The organism is Streptomyces thermocarboxydus (assembly GCF_024760485.1).
In the GTDB taxonomy this organism is placed as follows: domain Bacteria; phylum Actinomycetota; class Actinomycetes; order Streptomycetales; family Streptomycetaceae; genus Streptomyces; species Streptomyces cellulosae.
Genome location: NZ_CP058273.1, coordinates 4,844,632 through 4,858,620, shown reverse-complemented (window position 1 = coordinate 4,858,620; position 13,989 = coordinate 4,844,632). Strand labels below are relative to the sequence as shown.

The 13,989-nt window shown below is 73.2% G+C and carries 13 protein-coding genes; 8 read left to right on the top strand and 5 right to left on the bottom strand.

Annotated elements, in window-relative coordinates; all coding sequences use genetic code 11:
- Nucleotides 1-78 precede the first annotated feature (78 nt).
- The 8 genes from AY578_RS22540 to AY578_RS22505 all read left to right on the top strand — a co-directional run bounded on the left by AY578_RS22540 (nt 79) and on the right by AY578_RS22505 (nt 7,771).
- Entirely contained in the window at nt 79-945 is an 867-nt protein-coding gene (locus tag AY578_RS22540; protein WP_258904940.1) for an SH3 domain-containing protein, read from the top strand.
- Between the two features lie 43 nt (nt 946-988).
- Nucleotides 989-2,353: an FtsW/RodA/SpoVE family cell cycle protein gene (locus AY578_RS22535; protein WP_019522951.1), complete on the top strand. Its 1,365-nt coding sequence runs from the start codon at nt 989-991 to the stop codon at nt 2,351-2,353.
- Nucleotides 2,350-3,810, top strand: coding sequence for a penicillin-binding transpeptidase domain-containing protein (locus AY578_RS22530; protein ID WP_019522950.1), 1,461 nt, complete (start codon nt 2,350-2,352; stop codon nt 3,808-3,810). The genes AY578_RS22535 and AY578_RS22530 overlap by 4 nt, the downstream gene beginning before the upstream one ends.
- 78 nt (nt 3,811-3,888) lie before the next feature.
- A complete protein-coding gene (locus AY578_RS22525) occupies nt 3,889-4,377 on the top strand; it encodes a DUF3291 domain-containing protein (protein WP_258904936.1) in 489 nt (162 codons plus the stop codon).
- Nucleotides 4,378-4,456: 79 nt separating this feature from the next.
- Nucleotides 4,457-5,392, top strand: a complete 936-nt coding sequence (locus AY578_RS22520; protein WP_210634791.1) for an AurF N-oxygenase family protein — start codon at nt 4,457-4,459, stop codon at nt 5,390-5,392.
- Between the two features lie 96 nt (nt 5,393-5,488).
- Nucleotides 5,489-6,142, top strand: coding sequence for a TetR/AcrR family transcriptional regulator (locus tag AY578_RS22515; RefSeq protein WP_258904928.1), 654 nt, complete (start codon nt 5,489-5,491; stop codon nt 6,140-6,142).
- A gap of 41 nt (nt 6,143-6,183) precedes the next feature.
- Complete coding sequence (locus AY578_RS22510) at nt 6,184-6,498, top strand: DUF8847 domain-containing protein (RefSeq protein WP_258904926.1); 315 nt, start codon at nt 6,184-6,186, stop codon at nt 6,496-6,498.
- 103 nt (nt 6,499-6,601) lie between these two features.
- Nucleotides 6,602-7,771: a C40 family peptidase gene (locus AY578_RS22505; RefSeq protein WP_258904924.1), complete on the top strand. Its 1,170-nt coding sequence runs from the start codon at nt 6,602-6,604 to the stop codon at nt 7,769-7,771.
- On the opposite strand, the gene AY578_RS22500 is transcribed toward AY578_RS22505, so the two are convergent.
- The 5 genes from AY578_RS22500 to AY578_RS22480 are packed head-to-tail and all read right to left on the bottom strand — an operon-like array spanning nt 7,735 to nt 13,621.
- Complete coding sequence (locus tag AY578_RS22500; RefSeq protein WP_258904916.1) at nt 7,735-8,997, bottom strand: styrene monooxygenase/indole monooxygenase family protein; 1,263 nt, start codon at nt 8,995-8,997, stop codon at nt 7,735-7,737. The two genes, AY578_RS22505 and AY578_RS22500, sit on opposite strands and share 37 nt — an antisense overlap.
- A gap of 21 nt (nt 8,998-9,018) precedes the next feature.
- Entirely contained in the window at nt 9,019-9,657 is a 639-nt protein-coding gene (locus tag AY578_RS22495) for a GTP-binding protein (RefSeq protein WP_258904914.1), read from the bottom strand.
- A complete protein-coding gene (locus AY578_RS22490) occupies nt 9,638-10,066 on the bottom strand; it encodes a DUF742 domain-containing protein (RefSeq protein ID WP_019522942.1) in 429 nt (142 codons plus the stop codon). Before AY578_RS22490 ends, AY578_RS22495 begins: the two co-directional genes overlap by 20 nt.
- Nucleotides 10,063-10,581 carry a roadblock/LC7 domain-containing protein gene (locus AY578_RS22485; RefSeq protein WP_028959300.1) on the bottom strand — a complete coding sequence of 173 codons (519 nt, stop codon included), beginning with the start codon at nt 10,579-10,581 and terminating at the stop codon, nt 10,063-10,065. Before AY578_RS22485 ends, AY578_RS22490 begins: the two co-directional genes overlap by 4 nt.
- Entirely contained in the window at nt 10,547-13,621 is a 3,075-nt protein-coding gene (locus AY578_RS22480; RefSeq protein WP_258904907.1) for a sensor histidine kinase, read from the bottom strand. The genes AY578_RS22485 and AY578_RS22480 overlap by 35 nt, the downstream gene beginning before the upstream one ends.
- Between the last annotated feature and the right edge of the window lie 368 nt (nt 13,622-13,989).

The window sequence follows — 13,989 nt, the reverse complement described above, 5'->3', positions numbered from 1 at the left end:
GGGCGGGCGCCGAGGGGCGCTCCTAATGTGGCGACAAGTCACCTTCGACCTGTTGTCTCCCTCCATGGAGGTACTGCCATGTCCCTACGACGCCCCCGTCCCCCGCTGATCCGCCGTCTGCCCATAGCGCTCGCCGCCGGCGCCCTGACGGTCGCGACCGCCGTCGCCCCCGCCCTCGCCGCCGACGACCCGGGCCAGGGCAACCAGAACAACCAGGGCAATCACCAGTCCGGGCAGAACAGCCAGTCCGGCCAGGGCAACCAGTCCGGGCAGGGCAACCAGTCCGGGCAGCACAACCAGTCCGGGCAGAACAACCAGTCCGGGCAGAACAACCAGTCCGGCCAGGGCAACCAGTCCGGGCAGAACAACCAGTCCGGGCAGCACAACCAGTCCGGCCAGCACAACCAGTCCGGCCAGCACAACCAGTCCGGCCAGAACAGCCAGTCCGGCCAGGGCAACTGGAGCCAGCAGGGCGGGAACGGAAACGGCAACGGCAACGGCAACGGCAACAACACCGGCTCCGGCAACAACACCGGTTCCGGCAACAGCAACGGCTCCCACCAGCAGGGCGGCGGCAACGGCAACGCCCAGCAAGGCGGCGGCAACGGCGGCGACTGGGGCAACCAGTCCGGCAATCAGAGCGGCGGCAACCAGAGCGGCGGCAACCAGAGCGGCGGCGGCAACCAGGCCGGCGCCAACCACGGCGACCAGGGCCAGTACCGCGGCGTGGTGACGGCTGAGAAGCTGGCCCTGCGCAGCGCGCCGAACCGCGGCTCGCAGGTCATCCGGTACGCCCACAAGGGCGAGGTCGTCTCGATCTTCTGCAAGGTCCCGGGCGGCGACGTGGACGGCAACCCGCTCTGGTACCTGCTCACCGACGGCACCTGGGCCTGGGGTCCGGCCCGGTACATCGACAACATCGGGCCCGCGCCACGCTGGTGCTGACGAGCACACCACGCGAAGCGTCGCAAGTGGGTAAGTTCCGGACATGAGCAAGGCCGGTATCACCCTGGCGACGGCGGACCCGCCCGCGCCCACCGTCCGTCTCACCGGGCGCCGCGGCGTGGAACTCGCCCTCATCGTCCTGGCCGTCGGACTGTCGGTGTACGGCTACTGCGCCGTCGGCCTCGCCAGGAACGGCACCGTCCCGCCCGGCGCCGCCGGTTACGGCGCCGGGCTCGGTGTGCTCGCGGTGCTCGCCCATCTGGCGGTGCGCTGGCGGGCCCCGCTGGCCGACCCGCTGCCGCTGCCGATCGGGGTGCTGCTCAACGGGGTGGGCCTGGTGCTCATCTACCGGCTGGACCTGGAGACGCCCGGCGACCGGGCCGCCCCGGCGCAGCTGATCTGGTCGACGCTCGGGGTGGCGCTGTTCATCGCGGTGATCCTGGTGCTGCGCGACCACCGGGTGCTCCAGCGCTACACCTACGTGTGCGTGACCGCCGCGCTGGTGCTGCTGACCGTGCCGATCCTCTTCCCCGCGGTGAACGGCGCCCGTATCTGGATCCGGGTGGCGGGATTCTCCATTCAGCCGGGCGAGTTCGCGAAGGTGCTGCTGGCGGTGTTCTTCGCCGCGTACCTGGCCGCGAACCGCGGTGCGCTGACGTACGCGGGCCGGCGCGTGTGGAGGATGCAGCTGCCCACGGGGCGGGTGCTCGGGCCGATCCTCGCCGTGTGGCTGGTCAGCGTGGGCGTGCTGGTGCTGGAGCGGGACCTCGGGACCTCGCTGCTGTTCTTCGGCCTGTTCGTGGTCCTGCTGTACGTGGCCACCGGCCGCACCGGCTGGATCGCGCTGGGGCTGCTGCTGGCCTCGCTGGGCGCGGTCGCGGTGGGCCGGCTGGAACCGCACGTGCACCACCGGATCGAGACCTGGCTGCACCCGTTCGCGTCCATCGAGGCGGGCGAGGGGCCGAACCAGGTCGCCCAGTCGCTGTTCGCCTTCGCCGAGGGCGGCATCCTGGGCTCGGGACTGGGGCTCGGGCACTCCGTGCTGATCGGGTTCGCCGTGAAGTCCGACTTCATCCTGGCGACGGCCGGCGAGGAACTGGGGCTGGCCGGGCTGTCCGCGATCATCCTGCTGTACGGGCTGCTGGTGGAGCGCGGCTACCGGGCCGGGCTGGCGCTGCGCGACCCGTTCGGGCGGCTGCTCGCGGTGGGGCTGGCCTCGCTGGTGGCGCTCCAGGTGTTCGTGATCGCGGGCGGGGTGACCGGGCTGATCCCGCTGACCGGGATGGCCATGCCGTTCCTGGCGCAGGGCGGCTCCTCGGTGGTGACCAACTGGGCGATCGTGGCGCTGCTGGTCCGGCTCAGCGACAGCGCGCGCCGGCAGGCCGCCGCCCCGGGTGCGCTCCGGTGACCCGGCACATCCGGCACGCGGCGCTGTTCTGCGCGCTGCTGCTGGTGGCGCTGCTGGTCAACGCGGCCCGGGTGCAGGTGCTGCACGCGGAGGACTACGAGACCAACCCGGCCAACCGCCGCGCCACGATCGTGCGGTACCAGCAGCCGCGCGGCGACATCCTGGTGGACGGCCGCCCGGTGACCGGGTCCCGGGACACCGGCGAGCACCTGCGCTACGAACGGACGTACAGGGACGGGCCGTTGTACGCGCCGGTGACGGGCTTCGCCTCGCAGGAGTACGGCACGACGCTGCTGGAGGCCACGGAGGACGCGGTGCTGTCGGGGGCCGCCCCGGTGCTGCAGCCGCTGCCGCTGTGGAACGAGTTCACCCGCTCCCGCAGCGCGGGCGGTGACGTGCTGACCACCATTGACCCGAGGGCGCAGCGGGCGGCGTACGAGGGGCTGCGGGGGCGGAAGGGCGCGGTGGCGGCGGTGGAGCCGTCGACCGGGCGGATCCTGGCGCTGGTGTCGGTGCCGTCGTACGACCCGGAGCCGCTGTCGGGGAACGGCAGGACGGCGCGGGAGACGTGGGCGCGGCTGAACGCCGATCCGGACAGGCCCATGCTGAACCGGGCCGTGCAGCGCACCTATCCCCCGGGGTCGACGTTCAAGGTGGTCACCGCGGCGGCGGCGCTGGACGCGGGCGTGGTGAAGGGCGTCGACCGGCCGACCCGCTCCCCCGACCCGTATCTGCTGCCGGGGACGACGACCCGGCTGGTCAACGGGGCGAAGGAGTGCCGGAACGCCACACTGCGGGACGCGTTCGTACGGTCCTGCAACACGGTGTTCGCGCAGCTCGGGGTCACCACCGGGGTGTCGCGGATGCGGCGGGCGGCGGAGAGCTTCGGTTTCAACGACGCGGACCTGCGCATCCCGTTCCCGGTGGCGCCCAGCACCTTCGACACCACGGTGGACGCGGCGCAGCTCGCGCTGTCGTCGATCGGGCAGTACAACACGCGGGCCACGCCGCTGCAGATGGCGATGGTCGCGGCGGCGGTGGCGAGCGGCGGGCAGGTGCGGGAGCCGTACCTGGTGGAGCGGACCACGCGGGCGAGCGGCGGCACGGTGTCCGCGGCGGGGTCGGGCGCGGTGCGGCGGGCCATGCTCCCGGCGACGGCGAGCCGGCTGCGGGAGCTGATGCGCGGGGTGGTGGAGGACGGCACCGGCGGGAAGGCGGCGATCCCGGGCGCCGTGGTCGGCGGGAAGACCGGCACCGCCCAGCACGGTCTCGGCAACTCGGGCATGCCGTACGCCTGGTTCATCTCCTGGGCGCAGCGCGAGGACGAGATGGAGCCGAGGGTGGCGGTGGCCGTGGTGGTGGAGGACGGCGAGGGCAGCCGGCGTGAGATCAGCGGCGGTGGCACGGCGGCCCCGGTGGCGCGGGCGGTGATGGAGGCGGTGCTGCGGCACGAGTGACCGAAGTCCCGCACCACCGTGCCCAGTTGATGAGACGGGTCTGCCCGGCCGCACGACCGCCGACCTAACGTTCGGTCCATGACCGCATACGAACTCGCCCAGGTGAACATCGCCCGGCTCAGGGCGCCGCTGGACACTCCCCTGCTGAAGGACTTCGTCGACAGCCTCGACCCGGTCAACGCGGACGCGGACGCCGCCGACGGGTTCGTGTGGCGGCTGCAGAGCGACGAGGGCGACGCCACGGCCATCCCCGTGTTCGACGACCCGTGGCTGATCGTCAACATGTCGGTGTGGCGGGACACGGACGCGCTGACGGCGTTCATGTACCAGGGGCGGCACCGGGAGATGCTCGGCCGCAGGCGTGAGTGGTTCGAGCGGGTCGAGGAGGCCATGACCGCGCTGTGGTGGGTGCCCGCGGGGCACCGCCCGGCCGTCGCGGAGGCCGAGGACCGGCTGCTGCATCTGCGCGCCCACGGCCCCACCCCGTACGCCTTCACGCTGCGCACCTCCTTCCCGCCCGGGGAGACGCAGGACGGCGCGGACCGGTCGGCGACAAGTCGTGCGTAAGGGATTGACGGGCTTGCTGACAGGCAGTCTCATAAAGGTGACCTGTCGGTAACCCGAGACGCCCCGAGGTGGAACCGTCATGACCCTGTCGGAGACCGACGCGCTCGACGGCCTGCGGGACGCCCTCGGGCAGCTCAGGAACCGGGAGTCGGTGGCCCTGCGGCTGCTGGAGTCCTCCGCGAAGCACTCCTTCGACCCGGACACGGAGCTCGACTGGGAGGCGCCGTTCGAGGATGGCAAGTGGTTCTGGCCGCCGGAGCTGGTGTCGCTGTACGGCACCCCGCTGTGGCGGCGGATGAGCGAGGAGCAGCGGCTGCTGCTCTCCCGGCACGAGGCCGCCGCGCTCGCCTCCCTCGGCATCTGGTTCGAGCTGATCCTGATGCAGCTGCTGGTCCGCCACATCTACGACAAGTCCGCGACCAGTGCGCATGTGCGGTACGCCCTCACCGAGATCGAGGACGAGTGCCGGCACTCCAAGATGTTCGCCCGGGTGATCGCGCACAGCGGCACCCCCTGGTACCCGGTGAGCCGCGTCCACCACAACCTGGGGCGCCTGTTCAAGACGATCTCGACCACCCCCGGCTCGTTCACCGCGACCCTCCTCGGCGAGGAGGTGCTGGACTGGATGCAGCGGCTGACCTTCCCCGACGAGCGGGTGCAGCCGCTGATCCGGGGCGTCACGCGCATCCACGTGATCGAGGAGTCGCGGCACGTGCGGTACGCGCGTGAGGAGCTGCGGCGGCAGATGATGACCGCGCCGCGCTGGTCGCAGGAGTTCACCCGGGTGTCGTCGGGCGAGTTCGCGCGGGTGTTCTCGGTGGCGTTCGTGAACCCGGAGGTCTACACGAACGTCGGCCTGGACCGGCGCGAGGCCGTCGCCCAGGTGCGGGCGAGCGCGCACCGGCGCGAGGTGATGCAGCAGGGCGCGAAGAAGCTCACGGACTTCCTCGACGACATCGGCGTGCTGCGGGGCGTGGGCCGCCGGCTCTGGCGCTCCTCGGGTCTGCTGGCCTGACCTGGCGCTGCGCCGGGCGGGGCCCGGGGTCCGGATCCGGCCGGGGCGGGCGACCGCGCCCCGCGTGCGCCGGCCACGGCCGGTTACGCTGCGGGCATGACCTCGCAGGCCCCCACCCCCGCCTACCGGCGTCTCAGCGTCGAGGAGCGCCGCAGCCAGCTGCTGGAGGCCGCGCTGTCCCTCTTCGCCCACCGGGCGCCGGAGGAGGTGTCGCTGGACGACGTGGCGGAGGCGGCCGGTGTGTCGCGGCCCCTGGTCTACCGGTACTTCCCGGGCGGCAAGCAGCAGCTCTACGAGGCGGCCCTGATGTCCGCCGCGGACGAGTTGCGCGACTGCTTCGACGAACCTGAGGAGGGCCCGCTGCTCTCCCGGCTGACCCGGGCCGTGGAGCGCTATCTCGACTTCGTCGGCCGCCACGACGCCGGCTTCAGCGCCTTGCTCCAAGGCGGCAGCGTGGTGGAGACCTCCCGTACGACCGCGATCGTGGACGGGGTGCGGCGGGCCGCGGCCGAGCACATCCTGCGCCATCTCGGCGTGGCGGAGCCCGGGCCGCGGCTGTGGATGACCATCCGGATGTGGATCACGGCCGTGGAGGCCGCCTCCCTGATCTGGCTCGACGAGGACAAACAGCCGCCGCTCGAGGAGCTGCGGGACTGGCTGGTGGAGCAGTTCGTGGCGGTGCTGACGGTGACCGCGCGGCGGGACGCGCAGACCGACACCCTGGTGCAGGCGCTGGCCGCGGACCTGTGACCTGAGCCGGGGCCCCGGCCGAGATGGCCGAGACTGGTGGGGTGAAGAGCGAAGACACCCCCTTCGAGGGCGGCCCCATGGACGGGCGCGTCCTGCCCGTGCTGCTCGGCATCACCGGGCACCCGCCCAAGACGTACCGCATCCCGGTCCCGGCCCCGGACGGCGGGCCGCCCGCCGTGCTGGTGTACCGGAGGATGCCGCGCGGCAGCGGCAGGCTCACCGGCCTGACCGCCCGCTGGAAGTACCTCTACGACCCCACGGGCCGGGCCGGGAGCGACCGGCGGTGGCCGTGGTCGAGGCCCGCGCCGCGTCCGGGCGCCACGCCGCAGGGCAAGCCGGACGACGCCGACGGGTGACCCCGTTGCGCCGAACCGCGCACACTCGGCGAGCGGACCGCGCACACCCCCCTGATGCTCGCGGTGCGGAGCGGACGAGCCGCCCCGCGTCGGAGGTGATGGCATGTCAGGAATGCTTCTGCGTCTGGTGTGTACGGCGGCGCTGGCGGCCGGGACCGTGCTGGCGCCCCTGCCCGCGGCGGCCGTCCCGGAGCCGGGCGGCGGTGCCGCCGCGTCCGGCCCTCGCTCCGTCCCCGAGCTGCTGACGGACCTTCAGTCCCTGTACCGGGAGGCCGAGAAGGCCACCGAGCGCTACAACGCCACCGAGGAGGCGCTGAAGAAGCAGCGCGCCGAGACGGAGCGGCTGGAGAAGGCGCTGGCCCGCACCCGGCTCTCCCTGCACGACAGCAAGGGCGCCGCCGGACGGCTGGCCCGGCAGCAGTACCAGTCGCTGAGCGGCCTGTCCCCCTACGTCCGTCTGCTGCTGGCGCGCGATCCGCAGCGGGCGCTGGAGCAGGGGCATGTGATCGGGCAGCTCGCGCGGGAGCGGGCGTACACGGTGGGCCGGCTGGCCGGGGACGCCAAGGAGGCGGACGAGCTGGCGCGGCGGGCGCGTACGGCGCTGGACGCGCGGCTCGCGCTCACCGAGCGGCGCGAGAAGGAACGCGACCAGGTGGTGGAACGGCTGCGGGACGTCGAGGAGTTGCTCGCGTCGCTCACCGCGGAGCAGCTCGCCGAGCTGGCCGAACTGGAGCGCGGCCGGGTCGACGAGGCGCAGCGGGAGCTGGTGGCGTCCGGCGCGCTGAGCGGCGCCAACGCCCCGTCCGCGGCCGGTGGGCGGGCGGTGCGGTACGCGGTGGAGCAGCTCGGCAAGCCGTACGAGTGGGGCGCGGAGGGGCCGGAGACGTACGACTGCTCGGGGCTGACCTCAAAGGCGTGGCGCGCGGCGGGCGCGGAGGTGCCGCGGACCAGCCAGGAGCAGTGGGCGCGGCTGGAGCGGATCGACCTGACGGACCTGCGGCCGGGCGACCTCGTCGTGTACTTCCACGACGCCACGCACGTCGCCCTGTACCTGGGCGACGGGATGGTGGTGCAGGCGCCGCGGCCCGGCGCGCGGGTCAAGGTGTCGCCGGTCGCGGCCAACCCGGTGCTGGGCGCGGTGCGGCCCGACCCCGGCGGGGAGCCCCTGGAGCACTATGTGCCGCCGGAGCTCCCCGAGGGGGCGACGGACGGGTCCGACGAGGGGTACGGCGCCGGTTACGCGCCGGCCGCGGCGGCGACCTCGGCCAGGTAGGCGTTCGTCTTCTCCGGCTCGTAGAAGAAGTTCTCGAAGTCGGCCGGGTCGTTGAAGCCGTTGACGAAGCGGTCGGCGACGGGCTGCATCTGGCCGGCGGCGCCGATCAGGTTCAGGACGTGCTCCGGCGGCGGGGCCAGCATGGCGTTCGTCCACTTGGTGACGTGCTGGGCGGTGTCCCAGTAGCGGTCGAAGGTCTGCCGCATCCAGTCCTCGTCGAACGGCTTGTCGCCGTGCTCGACGATCGAGGCGAGGTAGGCGGCGGCGCACTTGGACGCGGAGTTGGAGCCCTGGCCGGTGATCGGGTCGTTGGCGACGACGACGTCGGCGACGCCCAGCACCAGGCCGCCGGAGGGCAGCCGGCCGATGGGGTTGCGGACGGTCGGGGCGTAGCGGCCGGCCAGGGTGCCGCCGGCGTCGGTGAGTTCGACCTTGGTGGCGCGCGCGTACTCCCAGGGCAGGAACTTCTCCATCAGTTCCAGCGTGAGGGAGAGGTGCTCGGCCGGGTCCTTGACGTCCGCGAACGCGTCGAGCGGACCGCCGGGGATGCCCTCCCAGAACAGGATGTCGGCGCGGCCGGACGTGGTGTACGTCGGCATGATGAACATCTCGCCGACGCCGGGCACCAGGTTGCAGCGGACCGCCTCGGTGTCCGGGTGCTCCGGGCGCGGGCCCATGCCGTGCACGTAGGCGACGGCGAGGGCGCGCTGCGGGGTGGAGTACGGGGAGCGCTCGGGGTCGCGGGCGAACATCTGCACGAGCTCGCCCTTGCCCGCGGCGATGAGCACCAGGTCGTAGGCGCGGGACAGGTAGTCGAGGTCGCCGACGGCCGCGCCGTGGATGACGAGCTGTCCGCCGCGCTGGGCGAAGGTGTCCATCCAGCCGGCCATCTTGACGCGCTGGTCCACCGACTGCGCGAACCCGTCCAGGCGGCCCAGCCAGTCGATCGCCCGCTGCGAGGGGCCCGGGTCGAAGGAGCCGGGGGCGGCGACCGAGACGCCGAGGCCCTGGATCTTCGGGGCCTGGGACTCCCAGAAGTTCAGCTGCAGGTCACGCTCGTGCTGCAGGGCGGTGTGGAACATGCACTGCGTGGACATGACCCGGCCGGTGCGGATCTCGTCCGCGGTCCGGTTGGACATGAGGGTGACCTCGTACCCCTGCGACTGGAGTCCCAGGGCGAGCTGGAGACCGGACTGGCCGGCCCCCACGACGAGTATCTTCCGCATTCGGGGGACGCTCCTAAGGGGCTACTCGGGGGTTTCGTCGAGCGCGTGGCCCACGAGGGACAAGAGGGTCTCGATGACCGAGATCCGGCGGCGCGCATCCATGATCATGACAGGTATGTGCGCGGGGATCGTGAGGGCCTCGCGCACGTCCTCCGGCTCGTAGCGCTCGGTGCCGTCGAAGTGGTTCACGGCCACGATGTACGGCATTCCGCAGCTCTCGAAGTAGTCCAGCGCGGGCCAGCAGTCCTTCAGCCTGCGGGTGTCGGCCAGCACCACGGCGCCGATCGCGCCGCGCACCAGGTCGTCCCACATGAACCAGAACCGCTGCTGGCCGGGCGTGCCGAACAGGTACAGCACCAGGTCGTCGTCGAGCGTGATGCGCCCGAAGTCCATGGCGACGGTGGTGGTCGACTTGCCCGGCGTGGCGGTGAGGTCGTCGGTTTCCTCGCTCGCCTCGGTCATCAGCGCCTCGGTCTGCAGAGGCGTGATCTCGGAGACGGAGCCGACGAGGGTGGTCTTGCCGACGCCGAAGCCGCCGGCCACGACTATCTTCGTGGCGATCGGGGCCCGGGTGGGGTCCGTCTGCCAGGGCAGCAGGGGCTCGTCCCCCTGGACGAGCGGAGTGACGCCGGGTGCGGCGTCAGAGACGGCGGAGTCCACTCAGCACCCTTTCCAGCAGCGCGCGGTCCGGGCGGCCCGTGCCGTGGCCGGTACCCGTCCCGTAGACACGGATCTTTCCCTGGTCCGCGAGGTCGCTCAGCAGCACGCGGACCACGCCGAGCGGCATCTGCAGCAGCGCGGCGATCTCGGCCACCGTCCGCATACGGCGGCACAGTTCGACGATGGCGCGCACCTCCGGCATGACCCGGGCGAGACCGCCGGAGGTGAGTTCCTTGCGCTCGTCGGCGGCCTCGATCGCGGCGGTGCCGGCCGTGGCGCCGACGAACGTCTCGACCAGCAGCACGTGGCCGAAGCGGGTGCGGCCCCCGGTGAGCGAATAGGGGCGCACGCGGGCGGGTTTGCGGTCCCCGCCGCGGACGGGGAGGTGGTGCTTCGGGGCGCTGGTCATCGGGGGCTCCCGGCGGACTCGTGCTCCGCGCTCCCTGCGCTCTCCAGGCTTCTGCGCAGTTCGCTGCGGAGTTCGGGGGTCAGGACGTGGCCGGCCCGGCCGACGAACAGGGCCATGTGGTACGCGACGACGCTCATGTCGCAGTCCGCCGAGCCGTGCACGCCGAGCAGCGAGCCGTCGCTGATGGACATCACGAAGAGGCTGCCCTCGTCCATGGCGACCATCGTGTGCTTGACGGGGCCGTAGTCCATCAGCTTCGAGGCGCCGACGGTGAGGCTGCCGATGCCGGAGACGACGGTGGCCAGGTCGGCGGAGGAGCCGCGCGGGCCCCTCTGCTCCGGGCTCGGGCCGCTGCGGGCGCGGGCGAGCGCCTCGTCGGAGGAGAGGAGCAGCAGGCCGTCGGAGGAGACCACGGCGACGGACAGGATGCCGGGCACCTCCTCGACGAGGTTCGTCAGCAGCCAGTGCAGGTTGCGGGCCTCATGGCTCAGTCCGAAGGTACTGGGCGCGGTCAACTGCTTGCCTCCTCGACAGTGCCCCCCGTGGCTTCTTCGGTTGTGACGTCCCCGCGGGACCGCTCGGCAGCCAGCTCCGCCTCGACGTCCCGCCGCCCGGCGTCCGCGCCCCGGTGGAAGCCGCCGAGCCGCTTGCGCAGGGCCTCGGCGTCCACCGAACCGGACCGCGGCCGCGGGGGAGCGACCGGCGCGGTGATCTTCGGCGTGCGCTTCGGCAGTCCCTTGGCGGTGACGGGCTCCTCGCCGTCGGGGCCGTCGGGGCCGTCGGCGACCCGGGCGTGCTCGGGGCCGCCTTCGGTGTCGCCGGCGGGGGTGCCGGGGACGGGGGTGTCGGGCGCGTGGGCCTCGGCGGCCGGCGTGGTGTCCGACGCGGGCGCGAGGCCCGCGGGTGCCGGTGCGGTGTCCGACGCGGGTGCGGGGGCTCGGGCGCGTGCCCGGCACCCGGGCGCACACCCTCCTCCGGCTGCGCCGGGATGAACAGCTCCATGGTGGTCTCGGCGGGGCGCTCCGCGGGGGCGGTGGGCCCGGCGTCCGGCTCGCTCGAACGGGCCGGGGGGACGTCGTGCGACCGGGGCGCGTCGACGTCACCGGCGCCTGCGGGCGCTTCGGCGACGGGCGGGGCGGCCGGCTCGGCGGTGTCCGTCTCGTCGGAGGTCCGGGCGGACTCCGGTGCCGTCGGGGCGTCCACGGTGGACGGGGTGTCCGTGGCCTCCGCGGTGTCCCCCGCACCCTGCGCGTCCGGCGCCTCAGGCGTCCCGGGCGAAGGCGTCTCCGACGCGGACGCCTCCGCTGCCTCCCGGGCCTGGATGGAGCGTTCCGCCAGGTCGACCAGGAGGTCGCCGGACTTGCCGCGGCCGCGCAGGACGTTGGAGTTGGCCTCCGCGTCGGCGCCCGGCAGGGACACCGTGTGGGCGGCGCCCGGGACGGACGCGGGGACGGCCGTGGGGGTGGCCGGCGCCAGCAGCGGGTCCGGCAGGACGACCACCGCGGCGATCCCGCCCTGCTTCTGCTTGCGCAGCTGCACCCGCACCCCGTGCCGGTGGGCGAGCCGGGCGACGACGTACAGGCCGAGGCCGAGACCGTCGCCGGACTCGGCTTCCGCGTCGTACCCCGCCTCCGGGTCGAACTCGGAGAGCCGCGTGTTGAGCCGGTCGAGGCGGTCCTCGGCCATGCCGATGCCCTCGTCCTGGACGGAGAGCATCACCTCGCCGTTCTCCATCAGCCAGGCGGAAACCTCGACGGGCGTGTCCGGCGGGGAGAACGCGGTGGCGTTCTCCATGAGTTCGGCGAGCAGGTGGGACAGGTCGTCGGCGGCGAACCCGGCGATGTGCGCGTGCGGCGGCAGTGCCGCGATCCGCACCCGCTCGTACCGCTCGATCTCGCTCACCGCGGCCCGCACGACGTCGACCAGCGGGACCGGACCCGCCGTGTGCCGGCCGTGCTCGGTGCCGGCGAGGACCAGCAGGTTCTCGCTGTGCCGGCGCATCACCGTGGCGAAGTGGTCGAGCTTGAACAGCGTGGCCAGGCGGTCCGGGTCGTCCTCCCGCTCCTCCAGCCCCTCGATGACGCCGAGCTGGCGTTCGACCAGGCCGAGGGTGCGCAGCGCGAGGTTCACGAAGGTGCCGCCGATGCTGTGCCGCATCCGCTCCATGCGGGCGGTGGCCTCGGCGAGTTCGGCGCGCAGCTCCTCGCGGGCGTCGGCCATCTTCTGCCGCTGTCCGACGAGGTGCTTGCGGTCGGCCTCCAGCGTGGCGATCCGCCGGCCGAGCCCGGCGGCGTGCGCGTGCAGGGCGTTGACGGAGCGGACGACCTGGGCGAACTCGTCGTTGCGGCCGGTGAAGGTGACGGGCTCCTCGGCCGCCGGGTCCTCCGCCTCGGCGAGCCGGGCGGAGCCGCGGCGCAGCACCGAAAGCGGCCGGGTGAGGGTGCGGGCCATCGCGGTGGCGACGCCGACCGAGAGCAGCAGCAGCGCGCCGAGGATCGCGATGCGGATCTCCAGCTCGGTGACGTCCTCGTCGCGGAGTCCGGCGAGTTCCGTGGTGCGCTGCTCGAACAGGGATGCCTCGACGCCGCGCATCATCTCGATCCGCGCGCTGAGCGCCGCCGCGAGCTTCTTGGGGCTGGTCTTGACCTCGCCGTCGGAGAGCGTCGGCTTGTCGGTGAGCTTCTCGAGGTACTTGTCGGCGCTGTCGACCTCGGGCCCGGTGACCGTGGAGTCGTACGAGGCGCGCGCGGCCTTCGGGGCGGCGTCGCGGAAGTCGGCGAGGGCCGCGTCGGAGCGGACGCGGGCCAGGAGCGCGGCGGCGGACAGTTCGTCGCGCCGCTCCTCGTCCTCCTCGGATGCGCCGTCGGAGCTGACGGGCAGGCCGGTGACCGGGTCGATCACGGTCTCGGTCGAGCTCGGCACGTTCAGCGCGGCGAGCAGCAGTCCGCGGGTGGCGGCGGCCTGCTGGACGGCGGTGTCCAGCTCGGTGAGCGCGTGGGCGCCGGAGCCGGCGCGGGGCGGGGTGGCGTCGGCCAGCCGCGCGGCGACCTTGTGCAGCTGGGTGATGGCGTCGGAGTACGCCTGGTGGGCCTCCAGCGGGCCCGACTTGCCGGTGAGGGCGGCGCGGCGCACGGCGGCGACGGCGTCGAGCTCGTCGCGCAGCGCCTGCGAGGTGTCCTCGTCGGCGCGCAGCTCCTCGACCTGGCGGTCGACCCGGGCGCTCTGCTCCTCGGAGGGCGCCTTGTCCTCGGGGCGCCCGGCCGCGATGTAGGGGACGACCTCGTCACGCTCGTCGGCCAGGGAGTGGGCCAGGGTGAGCGCGTCCTGGGTCCGCTCGGCGAGCGTCACCAGTTCCTGGGAGTCGTGCAGCTGCTGGGACGCCGCCAGCACGGAGGGCGCCCCGGCCCCGGCAATCGCCGCGGCCACCACGGCGACGGCGACGACAAGACGGTTGCGCACGTGGGTGGGGCGGCCCTTGCCGACGGTGGGCGTCTGCTGCGCGTCCCCCGTGAGGGCCGTCTGCTTGTCCTTGCGACGAGGCCGCGTCTTCTGCACCGGTGCTCGCATTCCTGACTCGTGTACCCGTGGGCCCGGGTGACGCTCCGTCAACGGGCGCGGGCGCTGCCCCCGAGCCGCTGGACGCGCTCGGACAGTGAGGCGCCCCCAACGCTCCCCGACCCTCCCAGTGCCCGTGGACAGTGGATGCGCATCACCTGACCCGCCACTCGAAGGAGTGAACATCGGAGGCGAGTTGAGGGGCAAGTTCCGTTGTGCACCGCAGCGGAGCTGCGTGGCACGCCGGTTGGACGTCTGCGGCGGGCGGTGGCAATATTCGCCGCCACGTCTTCCCGGAGGCCTTCATTCCCTCCCAAATCAGGCGCGTGACCTGCGCGCCTGTGGAGAAGGGGCGTCAATTGCCGGAC

What these genes read in the sequence shown, in the direction of transcription:
- AY578_RS22540 (WP_258904940.1), top strand. Translation starts at nt 79, where the DNA reads ATGTCCCTACGACGCCCCCGTCCCCCGCTGATCCGCCGTCTGCCCATA.
- AY578_RS22535 (WP_019522951.1), top strand. Translation starts at nt 989, where the DNA reads ATGAGCAAGGCCGGTATCACCCTGGCGACGGCGGACCCGCCCGCGCCC.
- AY578_RS22525 (WP_258904936.1), top strand. Translation starts at nt 3,889, where the DNA reads ATGACCGCATACGAACTCGCCCAGGTGAACATCGCCCGGCTCAGGGCG.
- AY578_RS22520 (WP_210634791.1), top strand. Translation starts at nt 4,457, where the DNA reads ATGACCCTGTCGGAGACCGACGCGCTCGACGGCCTGCGGGACGCCCTC.
- AY578_RS22515 (WP_258904928.1), top strand. Translation starts at nt 5,489, where the DNA reads ATGACCTCGCAGGCCCCCACCCCCGCCTACCGGCGTCTCAGCGTCGAG.
- AY578_RS22505 (WP_258904924.1), top strand. Translation starts at nt 6,602, where the DNA reads ATGTCAGGAATGCTTCTGCGTCTGGTGTGTACGGCGGCGCTGGCGGCC.
- AY578_RS22500 (WP_258904916.1), bottom strand. Translation starts at nt 8,997, where the DNA reads ATGCGGAAGATACTCGTCGTGGGGGCCGGCCAGTCCGGTCTCCAGCTC.
- AY578_RS22490 (WP_019522942.1), bottom strand. Translation starts at nt 10,066, where the DNA reads ATGACCAGCGCCCCGAAGCACCACCTCCCCGTCCGCGGCGGGGACCGC.